The sequence below is a fragment of the Neobacillus mesonae genome (assembly GCF_023715155.1).
In the GTDB taxonomy this organism is placed as follows: Bacteria; Bacillota; Bacilli; order Bacillales; family Cytobacillaceae; genus Neobacillus; species Neobacillus mesonae_A.
Window position 1 is genome coordinate 32,806 of the sequence record NZ_JAMBNQ010000004.1, and the last position, 16,467, is coordinate 49,272.

Below are 16,467 nucleotides of genomic sequence, written 5' to 3' on the forward strand. Positions count from 1 at the left end.
TGCATCATTTCTGGAGCTGGCCCTATTTTTTAAATCGACAATAGGGGGAGGAAAAGCATTGTCTGTACAAGTTGGGGAAATTAGCGGGATTACCCGTTATCCGGTGAAATCTTTTGCCGGTGAAAAATTGGAATTGACTAAAATTGAACCATATGGGCTGTATGGTGACCGTTTTTGTGCATTCTATGATGAAGAAAAGACTGGATGGGATCGTTTTATCACAGCCAGAAAGCTTCCAATCATGCTTTCTTACCAAGCAAAACTAATGAATGATGGAGTAAAAGTTGTTTCACCAGATGGGCGAAATTTCAGCTGGGATGATGCCTTATTAGAGGAAATTCAAAAATATACTCCTAAAAAAATTTCCATGACAAGTTTGCAGGCACCTCACCCGGTGACCCCTGAATTAATGTCAGTAGATACAGCTAGTATCCTGATTATTACAGATGCTACCCTGCGCAAACTTGAGCGGCTATGGGGCGGTAAATTGGACCCGCGTCGCTTCAGAGCAAATTTCATCGTATCATTGAATGAAGATGCTGTAGACGAAAACGGCTGGGTTGGAAAACGATTGCGAATTGGAGATGTCGAGCTGCAGGTGGATCAATTCTGTGAACGTTGTGTCATGATTACTCTCGACCCTGATACATTGGTATGCGATCTATCCATATTGAAAAAAGTATATGAAAAAATGAATCTACACTTTGGCGTCTATGCGTCTGTTCAAAAAACAGGCCTGGCAGCAGTTGGCGATAAAGTATACTTAATTGACTGACTCATTGAAACTGTACCAATTAGGAAGCATTTATTGCTTCCTAATTTTTTGACAATTTTGTGAAAACGAAAAAGATTTTTGTCGAAATATTCGATTTAATGGTATAATTATTCTATCTTCTTTTTCACCTCAATTTTCACCCTTTATTATCATTTACAATTTAACTTTCCCTTTTGGTATCTATGTTTCATCACATACTACATATATTTTAATATTTGAAAGGTGTTGTTTTTATGGAAAAAGTTGAAACGAAAGAAAAAGTGATTGATTTCGTTCAATCAGATATTAACAGCAAGAAATTCCGGTTAGATTATCCTGTATCTGAAGAGTTGCGCGGGATGATGGTTGATCAGGTTTTCAGCGATTTTATGGCATATGCTCTAGAACAATATTATGATGATGAAAATCTATTATTATTGAAGGAATTTATTGATGATCTTTGCTCAAGAACGGAAAAAAAGGAAGCCCTGCTGCATCATTTATTTTGGTGGAAATTATTTTATGAGGCTAGTCAGTATCCCTATAGAAGCTGTATGGAAGATTACCTGACCGATCATTTTTTCACAATGAAAAATCAGCCCTTTATTGCTGCTTGGCTTAGGGAATGTATGAAAATGGTGCCAAAATTTTATTTTATCGGTCATAAATATAATAATCGCACTTTTATTGCTGTTGATATTTTGACACATACTACGCTTGAGGTAATGGTTTTTGATCCAAAAGCAGTTCCGCCTAAAAGAGGAGAACTCGCGATGGGCATGCTTATGCCGTTGGGCGGGGGATTATACTTTCCGATTGTCGACTTCTACCACTTTGACTATAAATCCAGAGAAGCAATCGCCAGTTGTTTTCATTATCACCATCATAAATATTCAAAGAACGCCGGTGAACACGAAACCTTTCTTCATGTCCTTTCTGTCATGCTTCAAATTGAAAAAATGATCCTTAATAAAGAGGCGTCTCCTGCTACATAAATCCTTCCTAGAATTATTTTCATGATACATTCCCAAGAAACATACACTTTCCATAGGATGGCATGATCTTCGATAATAGAGGAGTGAGGAAAGTGAACATCGAGATGCAAAAGGCGAATATGCTGGCGGATCATATTAATAGTTTTATAAAATTTGTCTATAAAAAACATGAAAATAAAAATAGTATACTTTTAAATCCAGATAAGGTATATCAAATTAAACTAATTATGGAAGATTTCAAGTTTCAAATAATTGCGGACGAACTTCATAGAATCAATCAATTTGATTGGGATGAAAAATACACCTTTTATTTGGTTAATCAATTTAGAGAAGGTATGAACATTATTGAAGAATATGTCAAAAACCACCACAGTGATTTATTTCTTTTTACGGCTAGAATTTATACTTTAAATCAGCTTAGCAAACCATTTACAAGATAAATTTTTCGGTCGCCATTTACTAATTAAGATAAGACTTCCCGCTGTCTTTTCTATGGTAAAATAGGACCTGGAAGTTAAAATACAAAATGAAACACGAATATGCTGGAGCTGAAGATGATGGGCCGTTCATTTGCCAAATGGTATGACTTTTTTATGAATCCATTAGAAAAAAGGAAATTCAAACAGATTCGAAATGAACTTTTATTAAAGGCAGCAGGTAATGTCTTGGAGATTGGCTCGGGAACAGGTGTCAATTTTCCGTTTTATCAGAATGCAGATAAAGTAACGGCGATAGAGCCAAGCGGGGATATGATTGAGCATTCTTTACCGCGAAAAATGCAAGCGGTTGTCCCGATTGAAGTTATCCAAGCGAATGCGGAAAAGCTGCCATTTGAAGACAACACGTTTGATACGGTTGTTGCCACATTGGTGTTTTGCACGATACCAAATCCCGAACAAGCTATAATGGAAATCCAACGGGTGTGCAAGCCCGGCGGGAAAATCCTTCTTTTTGAACATGTGAAAATGGAAAATCCTTTTTTGGGCGGACTCCAGGAAATGCTCACACCGGCCTGGAAAAAAATTTGTGATGGCTGTTGTTTGAATAGAGATACAATAGGTTTATTAAAGTCGGAAGGAATTACGATAAATAAAGTGCAAAAATACTTTGGCGATTTATTTCTATATATTGATGCCGTAAACAAATGAATGTCAGGTTCCGCCACAATGGAACCTGACCGATGTATTATAGCCAAATACCAATAGCAAATAGAATTCCAAAGGTCCAGTGATGAAAAGCTGCCAGCTTCATGGCATTGATTTTATCTTCCTGTGAAGCCGCCGGCCTTAATGACCATTTTAATTTTAAGGCAAACGGAAGGGCGATGAGAATCATTATTGTACTCCAAGATACAATTTGCAGCAGGATTAATCCAAACACCCACAAATAAGGCCCAAAAATAAATGCTGTTACAAGTCTTGAAGCATGAATCCGGCCAAGCATCATCGCCAATGTATGCCGAAACATTTGGTCTTTATTTAAATCTCGTATATTATTTGTCAAAATCATGGATGAAATTAACGATGCATATGGAATGGCTGCCACAAAGATTTTCATGTCAATCATCCCGGTTTGAACTATATACCCAAGAAACGAAGGAACAAACCCCAGAAAAACGGCCGCGGTTAGTTCACCCAATCCGATGGATGATAAAGGGCGTGGTCCGCCGGAATAGAGGAATCCGAAGGTAATTCCTAGAATTCCGACAAAAATAATCCAATAACTGCTTCTGCTTGCCAGCCATAAACCAATGATGCAAGCAAACAGGAGAGCCAAAATGATGACCAGCGGGATCCTTTCAAAACTCGGGCGGGTATCTTTTTCATCCCGAATTATCCATTTATTCAAGTCCTGACCATTTTTAAAATCATAATAATCGTTCAACATATTGGCGCTGGACTGAACTAATAAGGAGGCAATCAGCAGTCCTATGAAATTCCCCAAATGAATGGACTCTTTATTTGCTGCCAAAGCCGTACCAGCCAAGATTGGACTGATGGTTCCAGTAAATGTCATAGGACGTGTAAGGTGAATCCAGGAAAAACGATAAGAAAACTGCTTATGATTAAAAGTTTCTTTGACTGATTTCTCAATATACATAGCCATGTTTATCCCTCCTGGAGGCCTATCCAAGTAATATCATACAGACTATCATCACCATAAATCCGATCACTTCAATGAATTCAAGGGCTGTAATGGATATCATCTTGTTCTTCAGCGGTTTTGGATTACCTTGTTCCGCCTGCTCCCAAAGAAGTTTATCGGACAGCATTTTCATGGTTTGCCGGTAACCAGTAAAAATGCCCCATAACAATGTCATAATGGCAATAAAAAACGCTGTCACCCAAATATTCCCATAATAGGTATTCAAGATATCGTTCCAATGATGGATTGGACCAAGCCAAGTTCCAAGAAGCACCCCTGTTGTAATGACCCCGGCACCAGCTAGAGTAAACAGCCAATGAGTTTTTCTCATCATCGAAGTAAGGAACTGCCTCTGGTCTGCAAATTGTAATGATTTCACGGCGGGATACACTCCCCAGCCGACAAACAAAATACCTCCAACCCAAATAATAGCCAGGAAGATATGAATTCCCGTTACAAGCTGATGAATGTGCCAGGCCAACTAAACCACCTACTTTTATTCCCTTAAAATCAAATTCATTTTATAAAAATTAGTGGATTCATTACATTGATATAAGTCAATTTCTGCAATAGAAATGCCAGTTTTTGCAGTAACAAAAAAATTTTATTATCCCAAATATAGTAAATTTGAACTTTCTGACTCTTCTGGATATCTGATAGAATGAAACTTATAAACTATTTCATCTTGAAGGGGGATTTTTACAGTGACGACAACAACGGTAAACGTATTAAAGAATTTTATTAACGGTGAATGGAGGGAGGCAGTAACAGAAAGATTTGCTGCAGTGCCAAACCCTGCTACGGGAGAGGAACTTGCACTGGTGCCCATGTCAACCCGGGAAGATCTTGATATAGCTGTTCACGCCGCAAAGGAAGCCTTTAAAAGTTGGAAAATTACACCCGTTCCGAAACGTGCACGGATTCTATTTAAATATCAGCAATTACTAGTTGAACATTGGGATGAGCTGGCAAAACTGATCACCCAAGAAAATGGAAAAAGTTATAAAGAAGCCTATGGTGAAGTACAGCGTGGTATCGAATGTGTTGAATTTGCTTCAGGTGCCCCAACATTAATGATGGGTAATCAGCTTCCTGATATTGCAACAGATATGGAATCGGGAATGTATCGTTATCCCGTAGGAGTGGTAGGAGGTATTACACCGTTTAACTTCCCGATGATGGTTCCATGCTGGATGTTCCCGCTTGCTATTGCCTGTGGAAACACCTTTGTGTTAAAACCATCTGAAAAAACACCAATATTAGCCAACCGTCTTGCCGAGTTATTTAAAGAAGCGGGGTTGCCAGATGGTGTGCTGAATATTGTTCACGGCGGACATGATGTCGTCAATGGGCTTTTGGATCATTCTGATGTATCCGCGATTTCCTTTGTTGGTTCCCAGCCGGTTGCCGAGTATGTTTATAAAACAGCAGCCGCAAATGGCAAACGGGTTCAAGCATTAGCTGGAGCGAAAAACCATACGATTGTCATGCCAGATGCAGACTTAAGTACGGCAGTAAAGGAAATCATCGCTGCTGCATATGGCTCTGCAGGGGAACGATGCATGGCCTGCTCTGTTGTGGCAGCAGTTGGTGATGTCGCAGAACCGCTGATTCAACAGTTGAAGGAAAGGGCGGATGAATTAATCATTGGTAATGGAATGGATGAAAACGTCTTTTTAGGACCTGTAATTCGAGAAGAACATAAAAAGAAAACGGCACAATATATTGAAATTGGTGAAAAGGAAGGAGCAGCTTTGGTGCGGGATGGACGTAAAGATGAAGCCAATCATGAAAATGGATATTTCATCGGTCCAACCATCTTTGATCATGTGCAGCCTTCGATGAGAATATGGAAGGAAGAAATTTTTGCACCCGTCCTTTCCATTGTCCGGGTGGAAACTCTTGAAGAAGCTGTGAAGTTAACAAATCAATCAGATTTCGGTAATGGTTCATGCCTATTCACCCAAAGTGGAAGTGCTGTCCGATATTTTAGGGAAAACATTGAAGTCGGTATGCTGGGCGTCAATATAGGAGTTCCGGCTCCAATGGCCTTCTTCCCATTCTCAGGCTGGAAAAACTCCTTTTACGGTGACCTTCATGCAAACGGAAGAGATGGTGTTGAATTCTACACAAGACGGAAAATGCTCACAGCACGCTGGTGAATCAAAATTTGATTGTCTGAAACAATATCAGAACCAATGGCATGAAGGGTTCTGGTATTTTCTATCTAGTTCTAAATAAATGGGAGATTAATATAATTAAAAATAGGGACGGTTGTCATGTTTATTTTTCAAACAGGATGACCGTCCCTATTGGTTCTATATTCTAATTTAAAAAGGGGGATATGCGTGAAGAAAAATTTGGTGGTTCAAATCGTCGCAGCCTTTATCCTTGCCGTTATTGTGGGGGTGATTTTTGGGGAAAAAGCATCGGTTGTTCAGCCTTTAGGTGATTTGTTTTTAAGATTGATCAAATTTATTATTGTTCCACTTATTCTTTCCACTCTTGTTGTTGGCGTAACCAGTGCCGGAGATATCAATCAGCTGGGCCGATTAGGCGGAAAAACAATCTCTTATTACTTAATTACCACTCTTATTGCTATAATTATTGGATTATTTGCAGGATTTCTTTTTCAACCTGGAAGTGGTACGGGTTTAACTATCGATGGGGCAAAGATTGAAGCAAAAGAAACAGAAGGCGTCATTGCTACATTATTGAATATTATTCCAACCAATCCAGTGGAAGCTTTGACGACTGGATCTGTGCTTCAAATTATCTTTTTTGCTATTTTTCTTGGAATTGGCATTACAGTGGTTGGCGAAAAAGCAAAGCCTGTTCAGCAATTCTTCGAGGGATTTGCAGAGGTAATGTACAAAATTACTGCAATGGTAATGGTATTAGTGCCAATTGGGGTATTCGGACTATTAGCTCCGGTTGTCGGCAATTATGGTCCATCTGTCCTGCTGCCGCTGCTAAAAGTCATCATTGCCATGGTTGTTGCATGTATTGTTCACGTTGCCGTTACTTATACGATTGCAGTTAAGACGATTGGGAAAATGAGCCCGATAAAGTTCTTTAAAGGAATTTTCCCAGCAGCTGCCGTTGCCTTTTCCACCTGCAGCAGCTCTGGCACTTTACCAATTACAATGAAAAATGTTCAGGAGAATCTTGGTATTTCCAATAAAACAAGCAGCTTTGTCCTGCCATTGGGGGCCACAATAAATATGGACGGCACAGCGATTTATCAAGGAATTGCTGTGATGTTTGTCGCACAATATTTCGGGATTAATTTAACTTTCTCCCAAATTTTAATGGTGGTCTTGGTAGGAACTTTAGCATCGATTGGGGCAGCCGGTGTGCCTGGTGCCGGATTAGTGATGCTGACTATGACATTAGCAGCTGTTAATCTTCCGCTTGAAGGTATTGCCTTAGTTGCGGGAATTGACCGGATCCTCGATATGTTCCGTACTTCCGTTAATGTTATTGGCGATACATCCTGCTGTGTCGTAGTAGAACCAAAAAAGAATAAGGAAGAAATGCCTATATAAAGAGGGGATACCGCTTGCCAGGGGGACTAACACAATTTTTAAGTCTCATACAAATTGAGACTCTTTTTTTGCCAAAATTTATGAAAAATTTGTCTAAAATTACTGTCGTAATATTTTTACTTAATTAACTATTTATTACTTGAATGCTAGTTTTTAACAATGATAGAATGAGTAGTGGATTGAGGACGTTTTCAATCTATTTCAAAGGATACCAGATTAAGGGAGGAAAAAAATTGAGTCAAGTCACAGTTAGTGTAAAAGAAAAAGTAGAACAATTTTTACTGGGGAAGAAGAAACTGTACATTGATGGTCAATTCGTTGAAAGTATATCTCAAAAAACATTTGACACGTATAATCCTGCAACTGGTGAAGTGCTGGCAGCTGTTTATGAAGCAGGTCCAGAAGACATCGACCGTGCTGTGAAAGCGGCAAGAAAAGCTTTTGATGAAGGTCCATGGTCGAAAATGACAGCATCTGAACGCAGCCGTTTGATGTATAAATTAGCTGATTTAATGGAGCAGAATAAGGAAGAGCTTGCTCAATTAGAGACGTTGGATAACGGAAAACCGATTCGTGAAACTACAGCAGCGGATGTGCCGCTGGCGATTGAACATATGAGGTATTATGCCGGCTGGTCAACAAAAATTGTTGGGCAGACCATTCCGGTAAACGGGCCATTCTTTAATTACACACGACATGAAGCTGTTGGAGTTGTCGGGCAAATTATTCCTTGGAACTTCCCGCTGCTTATGGCTATGTGGAAATTGGGGGCAGCATTAGCAACCGGCTGTACGGTAATATTAAAACCGGCAGAACAAACCCCGCTTTCAGCCCTTTACTTAGCTGAATTAATAGAAGAGGCAGGATTCCCTGCAGGGGTTGTAAATATTGTCCCTGGCTTTGGCGAAACAGCAGGCCAGCCGCTCGTCGATCATCCTCTAGTTGATAAAATTGCCTTCACCGGCTCAACAGAGGTTGGTAAAATGATTATGCAAAGAGCATCAAAATCGTTGAAGCGGGTTACATTAGAGCTTGGCGGTAAATCACCTAATATCATTTTACCGGATGCAGACCTTACACAAGCGATTCCTGGCGCATTAAATGGAGTGATGTTTAACCAAGGGCAAGTTTGTTGTGCTGGTTCTAGGGTGTTTATCCAGAAAAAGCAATTCGATAATGTGTTATCAGACATGGTCAGCCATGCGCAAAAAATTAAGCAAGGTGCAGGTTTGCATGCTGATACGGAAATTGGACCGCTGGTTTCCATTGAGCAGCAAAACCGCGTTCTTGGGTATATTGAAAAAGGCTTGAATGAAGGTGCTGAATTACTGACAGGCGGAGAAAAGCCATTTGAAAATGGATATTTTGTATCTCCAACTATATTCGCTGATGTACGGGATGAAATGACGATTGCTAAAGAAGAAATCTTTGGCCCGGTTATTTCAGCATTACCATATGAAGATCTTGATGAACTAATAAATCGTGCAAACAACAGTGAGTACGGCCTGGCTGCAGGCGTATGGACACGTGATGTGGCAAAAGCCCATTATATTTCCAACAAACTTCGTGCTGGTACAGTTTGGGTAAACTGCTACAATGCCTTTGATGCTGCCTCTCCATTCGGTGGTTACAAACAATCTGGAATCGGCAGAGAAATGGGATCCTATGCATTGAACAATTATACAGAAGTTAAGAGTGTCTGGATTTCGATGAAGTAAAAAAGAAAACAAGCTCTTCTCAATTTGAGAGGAGTTTGTTTTTTTACATATTGTTCTGTTTTTTGGGAATAACATCATTAAGTACCGGAATTTGTTTCAATCCAAGTTTAAAAAATTGATAACGTTTCTGGAATCATTTAATATACCTATATTGGTATTAAACATTTAAGGAGGAATGCGGGATGAACGATATTACTGTTTATTCAACCAATACTTGACCATACTGCACCATGATGAAAGAATTCCTTGAGTCTCAAGGATTAAACTATAAAGAAGTAAATGTGCAGAAAGATCCGATTGCCGCTCAAAAGCTAGTTGAGGAAACTGGACAGATGGGCGTACCTCAGACAAAGGTAAATGGCCACTGGGTACTGGGCTTTGATCCGGAAAAACTAATGCAATACGTAAAATAGTATGTACCCGAACGCTTAGACTGACAAATCTAAGCGTTTTTTTATGGTTCAACCCTAAAATTCCCCATAAATACGATAAATTAAGGCAAAATCATAAGCATTTTTTACCAGTAAAATGGTAACTCGATAATACCATACTAATGATAAAATAGTCATTGTGAATAAATAACTATAAATAGTATTCAAAAAAAGTCGGGGGGATTGGAAGTGGGGAAAGGCGGAGCTGGTTGTCTGACAGTAATTGTTGGAATTATAGCGATAGCAATTCTCTATCTAATTATTAAATGGTCTATCGTAAATTCTTTGGGAATCTTGGGATTAATTATAGCTATTATTGGAATTGTTTTTTTTGTGAAGAGGAAAAAAACAGGTGCTCCACTTTACTGGCCCATTACCGGAATCATTATCGGGTTCGTTCTGACTTTCAGTTGGTTTTTATTTAAAGAATGGATGAACACCTTATCATTGGTTGGCATCATTTTAGGTTTATATTTTTTGATGACAACGATCCTGTTATTTTTTAGAAGAGGCAATTGGAAGAGATTTTTAAGCTTAACAGTTTCTTTATTTGTACTATCAATGGTTTTGATGATCAATGCTCCCAAAATAGAGATGAAAGAAGCAGCTGAAATTCATAAAGTTGAAAATTCTTATACAGAGAATAAAAAAACGGTTCATGACTCCAGCGAGAAAAAAGAAACAGCTGTTAAAAAAGAAAATAAAACAAGTGAAGAAAATAAACAACCAGATAAACCGCCGGCAGTTGTGCCTGGTGCTCCAAAAATTATAGAGAAGAATTCAGAGGAAACCACAAAATCGGCAAAAAATAAAAATAAAGTTCCTGTAAAAATAGCAGACACGGTTGATGGGGATACAATTAAAGTTAATTATCATGGAAAGGTAGAAACAGTTCGGTATTTACTTGTGGATACACCGGAAGAGAAAAAGCCTGGTACGTGTGTACAACTTTATTCTGTGGAAGCTTATAATAGAAACAAACAGCTAGTGAACAGTGGTGAATTGTCACTTGAATTTGAAAAAAGCGGTGATCGGGATAAATACGGCCGTCTATTAGCATATGTTTTTGTAGACGGAAAGTCCGTACAGGAAGTATTACTAAAAGAGGGATATGCACGAGTTGCTTACATTTATGATCCGCCATATAAATATCTTTCACAATATCAAAAAGATGAAAGGTCAGCAAAACAACAAAAATTAAAAATCTGGTCTAAACCTGGTTTTACAACAGATAGTGGTTTTAGTGGCTGTACAGATTCATCGAAGACAACTACCAATAAAAGCACTGATTCTAATACTCCAAGCGGAAGCGGCAAAGCTGAGATTTTCGCCAATTGTACAGAATTGAGAAAAAAATATCCTAGCGGCGTTCCAAGCACCCATCCAGCTTATCAAAATAAAATGGACCGAGACCAGGATCATTATGCTTGTGAACCATAGCGAATAAATATAAAAATAAAATGGCTCAGGAACTCCTGTGCCATTTTATTTTTTATCCTGCAGTCTGTTATGAATATCGTCTTTTTCTGGCATAAAAAAATATTGTTGACACAAAATAGAAAAAATTGTATGATGAAAAACGCCAATTATTTCGTATACGAATCATTCGTATAGAAAATATATTTCAGTTAAGGAGGATGAAATGAAAACAGTCTTTACAAATGAAATTTTGAATTCATTTTCCGATATTAATAAGCTTCTTTACAAACTTTCGAAGCAGGATGCCGATTATAATGGATTAACCGTTGTACAGCTAAAAGCATTGTATAACGTTTCAATTCATCCCAATTTAGGTTTAGTGGAACTGGCAGAACTCCTTAAATTAACCAATAGCACAACAAGCGGGGTATTAGACCGAATGGTTCAAAACGGCCTGGTGGAACGCCGTAAGCTGCCTAATGACCGCAGAGCCATTACAATTCAATTATCTGAGAAGGGTCAGGAAAAATTAGAAAAATTTATTTCGGGTGAATCGATTCTGGTGGAAAAGTTAAACAAAGTGAAGCAGGAATTATCAGATGAAGATATTCAAAGTTTATTACGGATTCATGAAAAAATAAGAGAAATTTTAAGTGAATAGGGAGGAAGAGAATTAATGAATGCCAAACGGATGATTTTACTTAATATTATTTTACTAATTGTTTTAGTAGGCGGCGGGTTTGCAGGTTACTACTATTTTAATCAATCTGTAAACTATTTATCTACTGACAATGCACAAGTTTCCGGGCAGCAAGTGAGCATTGCTGCACCAGCTACAGGCAAATTAACAAAGTGGGAAGGTAAATCCGGGAATACTTTTTCAAAAAATGAAAAGATCGGCACAGTGGAAATGGCGGGCGAAAAAGGAACTATTGACATGGATGTAAAAGCTCCAGCTGACGGGACAATTGTTCAGTCAAACGCTGTAGAAAATACAATGGTCGCTGCAGGGACACCGCTGGCAGTCAGCTATGACCTAGATCATCTTTGGGTAACGGCCAATATCGAAGAAACAGAACTAAATGATGTAAAAATTGGCCAGGATGTTGATATTTATGTCGACGCTTTTCCAAACATCACATTAAATGGAAAAGTGGAAGAGATTGGTTTAGCAACTGCAGGTACTTTTTCTTTGCTGCCCAAAAATAATGCATCCGGAAATTACACAAAAGAAACACAAGTAATTCCTGTCAAAATCTCGCTTGATCATTATGGAGAAAGATTAGTCCCTGGTATGAATGTGACAGTGCGAATTCATAAGTAGGTGATGAACATGTCAATATATATCGCAGGTTATATTCTACTATCCGTTATTCTCCTTCTTATTGTCAATATGATGTTGAGAAGACAAACGAAAATGGAAAAAACTTTTGAGATAGACACAACAGCGGCTGAAAAAGAGACTGTTGAACATAAGAAACCAATCAATAAACCAAGTTCCACTTCCATTAATCCGGAGAAATATGAAGGAAAAAGAGGAAAAGTGATATCTGCAATGATGCTTGGAGCATTTGTTGCGATTTTAAACCAAACATTACTAAATGTAGCTATTCCTCATATTATGAATGATTTTTCAGTTTCTGCAAGTACTGTTCAATGGCTTTCCACAGGATATATGTTAACTAATGGAATCATCATACCGATTACCGCCTATTTAACATCAAGATTGGGAACAAGAAAATTATTTATTTTTGCTGTTTTTGCTTTTACCATAGGGTCGGTAATCTGTTCTATTTCCACCACTTTCTCTTTATTAATGATTGGAAGGATCGTTCAAGCAGCAGGTGCGGGTGTTATCATGCCGCTGTTAATGACCGTATTTCTAACCATTTACCCACCTGAAAAGCGGGGAGCTGCTATGGGGCTGATGGGGGTTGCTATCCTGTTCGCACCTGCTGTAGGACCTACCTTATCAGGGTGGATTATCGGCCATTATTCTTGGCGTGTATTATTTGATATTGTCATTCCATTTGGAATTTTATCGATCATCATGTCTATTGCATGGATGATTGATGTTACCGAAATAACTAAACCAAAATTTGATGTGCCTGGATTTATTTTTTCTACACTTGGCTTAGGATTTTTACTTTATGGTTTTAGTGAAGCTGGAAATAATGGCTGGGAAAGCACTGAAGTTTTGGTGGCACTTATTGTGGGTACCATTGGTTTAATCATTTTTATTTGGCGTGAAGTAACAACAGATGAACCGATGCTGGAATTGCGTGTCTTTAAATATGATATCTTTGCATTAACGACTGTAATTGGAATGGTCATTAATATGGCGATGTTTGCAGCCATGTTATTACTGCCAATTTACCTGCAAAATATCCGAGGATTTTCAGCTCTAGATTCAGGTTTGTTAATGCTTCCGGGTGCTATTGTAATGGCAATCATGATGCCGATTTCGGGAAGACTGTTTGATAAAATGGGAGCTCGCTGGCTTGCTGTTTTCGGATTAATCATTACGGTGATTACTACATGGCAATTTACGAAATTAACAATGTCAACTTCTTATGGGTATATCATGTTTCTATACGTTATGCGGATGTTTGGGATGTCCTTCTTATCAATGACAGTCCAAACAGAAGGAATGAACCAGCTGCCCGTCCGTTTAGCAGGTCATGGAACTTCTGCATCCAATACAGCCAGGACAGTTGCAGGGAGTCTTGGGACGGCATTTCTTGTCACGGTCATGACGACAAGGAGCGATTATCATTCGGCCAATTTTTCAAATGTAATTACAAGTACCAACCCTTATCTGGCAAATAAATTAGCGGAGATGGGTAATGGGATTGCAGCAATGGCTGGGATTCCAGTCCAAAAAGGACAGCTGCTCGCAGTTACCTCCATCTATGGTGAGGCAGTAAAAGAAGCAACCATCAGCGGAATTAATGATGCCTTTGTCGTAGCTACAGGCATTGCGGCAGTCGCCCTAATTCTTGCATTCTTTATTAAACGTGCTAAACCATCAGCTGATTAATATGATCCAATGACGGTTCCTTTTGTTTCAAAAATTCGAAGCAGAAGGACCGTCATTTATTTTGTAAATACTCTAAAATCAGAAAATCATCAAAACCACTAGTAATGAAAAATTAATGCTGTTTTCCCTCTGTGAAAATTTGAAAGTTCACTCCAAACTGATCCGTTAAGTTACCATACGCTGGGCTAAAAAACGTTTCTTGGAGCGGCATGTCTACTTTTCCGCCTTCTTTTAATTCATCAAAAAATTTACGTGCCTTCTCTGCATCATCAGTAGTGATACAAATTGTTACTTGATTTCCGCTTTGATGGTGCTGGCCGGGGAATGTGTCAGAAAACATCATTTCTGTTTCACCCACTTTTATTGTGGCATGACTAATTAAGTTTTTAGCTTCTTCAGGAAGAGGAAATTCTGGATTTTCTGGCATTTCTCCAAAAGATTGTTTAAATAAAATTTGAGCATCCAATGCTTTTTCATAAAAACGAATAGCATCATTTGCATTCCCGTTCATTACTAGATAGGGAATTAATCGTACTGTCATTAAAAAACACCCCTTATGAAATAGATAATATATATTCTAAATAACAACTTTCCTATTATTTCCGTTATTATTAATACAAACCACAGAATGCATGTTCGCAACTGTTATTTTCAATCATATTAAATAATTATATAATTAGGGGAATGAGAAGGGCAGAATGATAATAGGGAGCAGTCAAATGGATGATAAAACGAAATGGAATTCTAAATATAAAAAACGATTGAAAGAGTTCACAGAACCTGTGCCAAATGCAAGATTGCTGAACCTTTCTCATTATTTAAAAGGGGGTAAGGCGCTCGATATTGCATGCGGATTAGGAGGTAACAGCTTTTTTCTAGCGGAAAAAAATTATCAAGTTGAGGCAGTAGACCTTTCAGAAGCTGCTATTCATTATGTTCAGGAACAAGCTAGAAAATATCAGTTTCAAATTGATACAAAGGTATGTGATTTGACGAAATGGAATAAGCTAAATTGGAATCCTAGCTCATTTGACTTGGTAGTTATGACCTATTACTTGGATCGTTCGCTTTTTCCAAAAGTAAAAGATATTGTAAAAGAAAATGGATATCTATTCATGGAAACCTTCTACAATTCACCGAAAACTGTTGGTAAGAGTGTTTCCAGCCGTTACAAACTAATGTCTAAAGAATTAGCTGCTGAATTCGGGGACTGGACGATTCACTTTTTTGAAGAAAATGAACAGGAAGGAAGGCAATCTATTTTTTGCCAGAAACGATAAAAGGTGCTCATGCTCCCTTCGTGGAAGGAAGCACAAGTCCCGATAAATTGTTATGACTTTGATCTGGAGACATATTCCCTGACCATTTCAGAAGTGACAATCTTTCTTTCTGGAATAAAACGAAGCTGTATGCTGTTAATTTCTTTTGTCACTTTGTTTATTTTGTCTGTTGTGAAGGGCTTGCCTTCCTTACAAAACTGAATGGCTTCCTCGATATAAATTTCACGCTGCTGGTCAAGCTGTTGAAAATGACGAAAATCTTTATTTTGATTTGCAGCGTGCTGGATTAAGTCTTTATGTACACTCATGATTTTCACTCCTAAGAAGTTAGAATATAATGTTATCATATCATGGTTCTTGTTTTAGAAAAATTGTAAAGCTAAATAATTTTTATCCAATGTGGTATAATTTACAGATTCAATGTGTAAGGAGGGACCGAAAATATTTAATCCTGCCTTTGTCAGATCGCTCGTTTATGCTGGAATTGGGTCAAACGCCATAGCCATTATCGTTTGTTTATTATTTAAAGAATTTAACTTTATACCAGGGAAATCAATGTCCCTGAGCATTTGGGCAGCGGTTTATTTTATACATAGAAAATTCTTAGGTACTTGGTAAAATGATTGGAGGCATACATGTTAACTTTTGATGAAAAAATTGCGATTATAGAAGGATTTCCTGAACTGGAAAGGGTAAATGTTTCTCTAGGACGGGTGAATTTTCAGTTTAACGATAGTGTTTATGATAAGAAAAATGTGGTATACCACCTTCATCCAAACGGAAATGGTTTTGTTTATGGCGGGCGTTTGTCTAATTATCAAACTGATGGTAAAGGAATGGTGAACATCCGTGATTTTTCTGCAGATGAATTAAAACAAATCATTGAAGAATCCATTGTCAGTTTATCTGCTGGAAAAACTTCTACTGTTGAGGAAGCTATTGTGGGGGAAAATTTTGAAGAAAGATGGCGCAATCAAAGCAACGAAGTTCTTCTATTAGTGAATGAAGACGATACTTGGAATATTTATTTTGGACTAAATCTTGAGGAGACTTTTGATACCAGGGAAGAGGCAGAGATGTTTTTGGTCGAAGAGGGATTCAGGAGAATATAACATGTTTAAGTGCCAGGAACTCTCA

The 16,467-nt window shown here is 38.2% G+C and carries 18 protein-coding genes; 14 read left to right on the forward strand and 4 right to left on the reverse strand.

All coding sequences use genetic code 11. The features are described 5' to 3' along the window. Positions 1-58 precede the first annotated feature (58 nt). The 4 genes from M3183_RS05900 to M3183_RS05915 all read left to right on the forward strand — a co-directional run bounded on the left by M3183_RS05900 (position 59) and on the right by M3183_RS05915 (position 2,897). Entirely contained in the window at positions 59-775 is a 717-nt protein-coding gene (locus M3183_RS05900; RefSeq protein WP_251467532.1) for an MOSC domain-containing protein, read from the forward strand. Positions 776-1,008: 233 nt separating this feature from the next. Then, positions 1,009-1,749, forward strand: coding sequence for a hypothetical protein (locus tag M3183_RS05905; protein WP_251467534.1), 741 nt, complete (start codon positions 1,009-1,011; stop codon positions 1,747-1,749). Between the two features lie 92 nt (positions 1,750-1,841). Next, the gene (locus M3183_RS05910; protein WP_251467537.1) at positions 1,842-2,189 is read left to right on the forward strand and encodes a hypothetical protein; all 348 of its coding nucleotides are present in this window, start codon (positions 1,842-1,844) and stop codon (positions 2,187-2,189) included. Positions 2,190-2,306: 117 nt separating this feature from the next. After that, positions 2,307-2,897 carry a class I SAM-dependent methyltransferase gene (locus M3183_RS05915; RefSeq protein WP_251467855.1) on the forward strand — a complete coding sequence of 197 codons (591 nt, stop codon included), beginning with the start codon at positions 2,307-2,309 and terminating at the stop codon, positions 2,895-2,897. Positions 2,898-2,934: 37 nt separating this feature from the next. Here M3183_RS05915 and menA read toward each other — a convergent pair whose 3' ends face one another. Together menA and M3183_RS05925 are read right to left on the reverse strand one after the other, a co-directional pair. Beyond that, positions 2,935-3,855, reverse strand: a complete 921-nt coding sequence (gene menA / locus M3183_RS05920) for a 1,4-dihydroxy-2-naphthoate octaprenyltransferase (RefSeq protein ID WP_251467539.1) — start codon at positions 3,853-3,855, stop codon at positions 2,935-2,937. A gap of 19 nt (positions 3,856-3,874) precedes the next feature. After that, a complete protein-coding gene (locus M3183_RS05925) occupies positions 3,875-4,375 on the reverse strand; it encodes a hypothetical protein (RefSeq protein WP_251467541.1) in 501 nt (166 codons plus the stop codon). Positions 4,376-4,598: 223 nt separating this feature from the next. Between M3183_RS05925 and M3183_RS05930 the strand changes: the two genes are divergently transcribed. The 8 genes from M3183_RS05930 to M3183_RS05965 all read left to right on the forward strand — a co-directional run bounded on the left by M3183_RS05930 (position 4,599) and on the right by M3183_RS05965 (position 14,050). Beyond that, positions 4,599-6,056 carry a CoA-acylating methylmalonate-semialdehyde dehydrogenase gene (locus M3183_RS05930; RefSeq protein ID WP_251467543.1) on the forward strand — a complete coding sequence of 486 codons (1,458 nt, stop codon included), beginning with the start codon at positions 4,599-4,601 and terminating at the stop codon, positions 6,054-6,056. A 186-nt stretch (positions 6,057-6,242) separates the two neighbouring features. Further along, a complete protein-coding gene (locus M3183_RS05935) occupies positions 6,243-7,442 on the forward strand; it encodes a dicarboxylate/amino acid:cation symporter (RefSeq protein ID WP_251467547.1) in 1,200 nt (399 codons plus the stop codon). A 233-nt stretch (positions 7,443-7,675) separates the two neighbouring features. Continuing rightward, positions 7,676-9,160, forward strand: a complete 1,485-nt coding sequence (locus M3183_RS05940; RefSeq protein WP_251467550.1) for an aldehyde dehydrogenase family protein — start codon at positions 7,676-7,678, stop codon at positions 9,158-9,160. A gap of 182 nt (positions 9,161-9,342) precedes the next feature. Continuing rightward, positions 9,343-9,573 carry a glutaredoxin family protein gene (locus M3183_RS05945; protein WP_251467552.1) on the forward strand — a complete coding sequence of 77 codons (231 nt, stop codon included), beginning with the start codon at positions 9,343-9,345 and terminating at the stop codon, positions 9,571-9,573. Between the two features lie 207 nt (positions 9,574-9,780). Continuing rightward, positions 9,781-11,031 carry a thermonuclease family protein gene (locus tag M3183_RS27605; protein WP_464513807.1) on the forward strand — a complete coding sequence of 417 codons (1,251 nt, stop codon included), beginning with the start codon at positions 9,781-9,783 and terminating at the stop codon, positions 11,029-11,031. Between the two features lie 202 nt (positions 11,032-11,233). Continuing rightward, positions 11,234-11,671, forward strand: a complete 438-nt coding sequence (locus M3183_RS05955; protein WP_251467554.1) for a MarR family winged helix-turn-helix transcriptional regulator — start codon at positions 11,234-11,236, stop codon at positions 11,669-11,671. A gap of 15 nt (positions 11,672-11,686) precedes the next feature. Next, positions 11,687-12,334, forward strand: coding sequence for an efflux RND transporter periplasmic adaptor subunit (locus M3183_RS05960; RefSeq protein WP_251467556.1), 648 nt, complete (start codon positions 11,687-11,689; stop codon positions 12,332-12,334). A gap of 9 nt (positions 12,335-12,343) precedes the next feature. Further along, the gene (locus M3183_RS05965; RefSeq protein WP_251467557.1) at positions 12,344-14,050 is read left to right on the forward strand and encodes a DHA2 family efflux MFS transporter permease subunit; all 1,707 of its coding nucleotides are present in this window, start codon (positions 12,344-12,346) and stop codon (positions 14,048-14,050) included. A 112-nt stretch (positions 14,051-14,162) separates the two neighbouring features. Here M3183_RS05965 and M3183_RS05970 read toward each other — a convergent pair whose 3' ends face one another. Continuing rightward, positions 14,163-14,591, reverse strand: coding sequence for a VOC family protein (locus tag M3183_RS05970; RefSeq protein WP_251467558.1), 429 nt, complete (start codon positions 14,589-14,591; stop codon positions 14,163-14,165). Between the two features lie 178 nt (positions 14,592-14,769). Between M3183_RS05970 and M3183_RS05975 the strand changes: the two genes are divergently transcribed. Then, positions 14,770-15,330, forward strand: a complete 561-nt coding sequence (locus M3183_RS05975) for a class I SAM-dependent methyltransferase (protein ID WP_251467559.1) — start codon at positions 14,770-14,772, stop codon at positions 15,328-15,330. A gap of 50 nt (positions 15,331-15,380) precedes the next feature. On the opposite strand, the gene M3183_RS05980 is transcribed toward M3183_RS05975, so the two are convergent. Then, on the reverse strand, positions 15,381-15,638 hold the full coding sequence (locus tag M3183_RS05980) for a DUF2533 family protein (protein WP_251467561.1): 258 nt from the start codon (positions 15,636-15,638) through the stop codon (positions 15,381-15,383). Between the two features lie 327 nt (positions 15,639-15,965). On the opposite strand from M3183_RS05980, the gene M3183_RS05985 reads away from it, so the two are divergent. Further along, a complete protein-coding gene (locus M3183_RS05985; RefSeq protein ID WP_251467563.1) occupies positions 15,966-16,442 on the forward strand; it encodes a hypothetical protein in 477 nt (158 codons plus the stop codon). The last annotated feature ends 25 nt before the right edge of the window (positions 16,443-16,467 follow it).

What these genes read in the sequence shown, in the direction of transcription:
- M3183_RS05960 (WP_251467556.1), top strand. Translation starts at nt 11,687, where the DNA reads ATGAATGCCAAACGGATGATTTTACTTAATATTATTTTACTAATTGTT.
- M3183_RS05985 (WP_251467563.1), top strand. Translation starts at nt 15,966, where the DNA reads ATGTTAACTTTTGATGAAAAAATTGCGATTATAGAAGGATTTCCTGAA.
- M3183_RS05915 (WP_251467855.1), top strand. Translation starts at nt 2,307, where the DNA reads ATGGGCCGTTCATTTGCCAAATGGTATGACTTTTTTATGAATCCATTA.
- M3183_RS05970 (WP_251467558.1), bottom strand. Translation starts at nt 14,591, where the DNA reads ATGACAGTACGATTAATTCCCTATCTAGTAATGAACGGGAATGCAAAT.
- M3183_RS05955 (WP_251467554.1), top strand. Translation starts at nt 11,234, where the DNA reads ATGAAAACAGTCTTTACAAATGAAATTTTGAATTCATTTTCCGATATT.
- M3183_RS05965 (WP_251467557.1), top strand. Translation starts at nt 12,344, where the DNA reads ATGTCAATATATATCGCAGGTTATATTCTACTATCCGTTATTCTCCTT.
- M3183_RS05905 (WP_251467534.1), top strand. Translation starts at nt 1,009, where the DNA reads ATGGAAAAAGTTGAAACGAAAGAAAAAGTGATTGATTTCGTTCAATCA.
- M3183_RS05980 (WP_251467561.1), bottom strand. Translation starts at nt 15,638, where the DNA reads ATGAGTGTACATAAAGACTTAATCCAGCACGCTGCAAATCAAAATAAA.
- menA (WP_251467539.1), bottom strand. Translation starts at nt 3,855, where the DNA reads ATGGCTATGTATATTGAGAAATCAGTCAAAGAAACTTTTAATCATAAG.
- M3183_RS05975 (WP_251467559.1), top strand. Translation starts at nt 14,770, where the DNA reads ATGGATGATAAAACGAAATGGAATTCTAAATATAAAAAACGATTGAAA.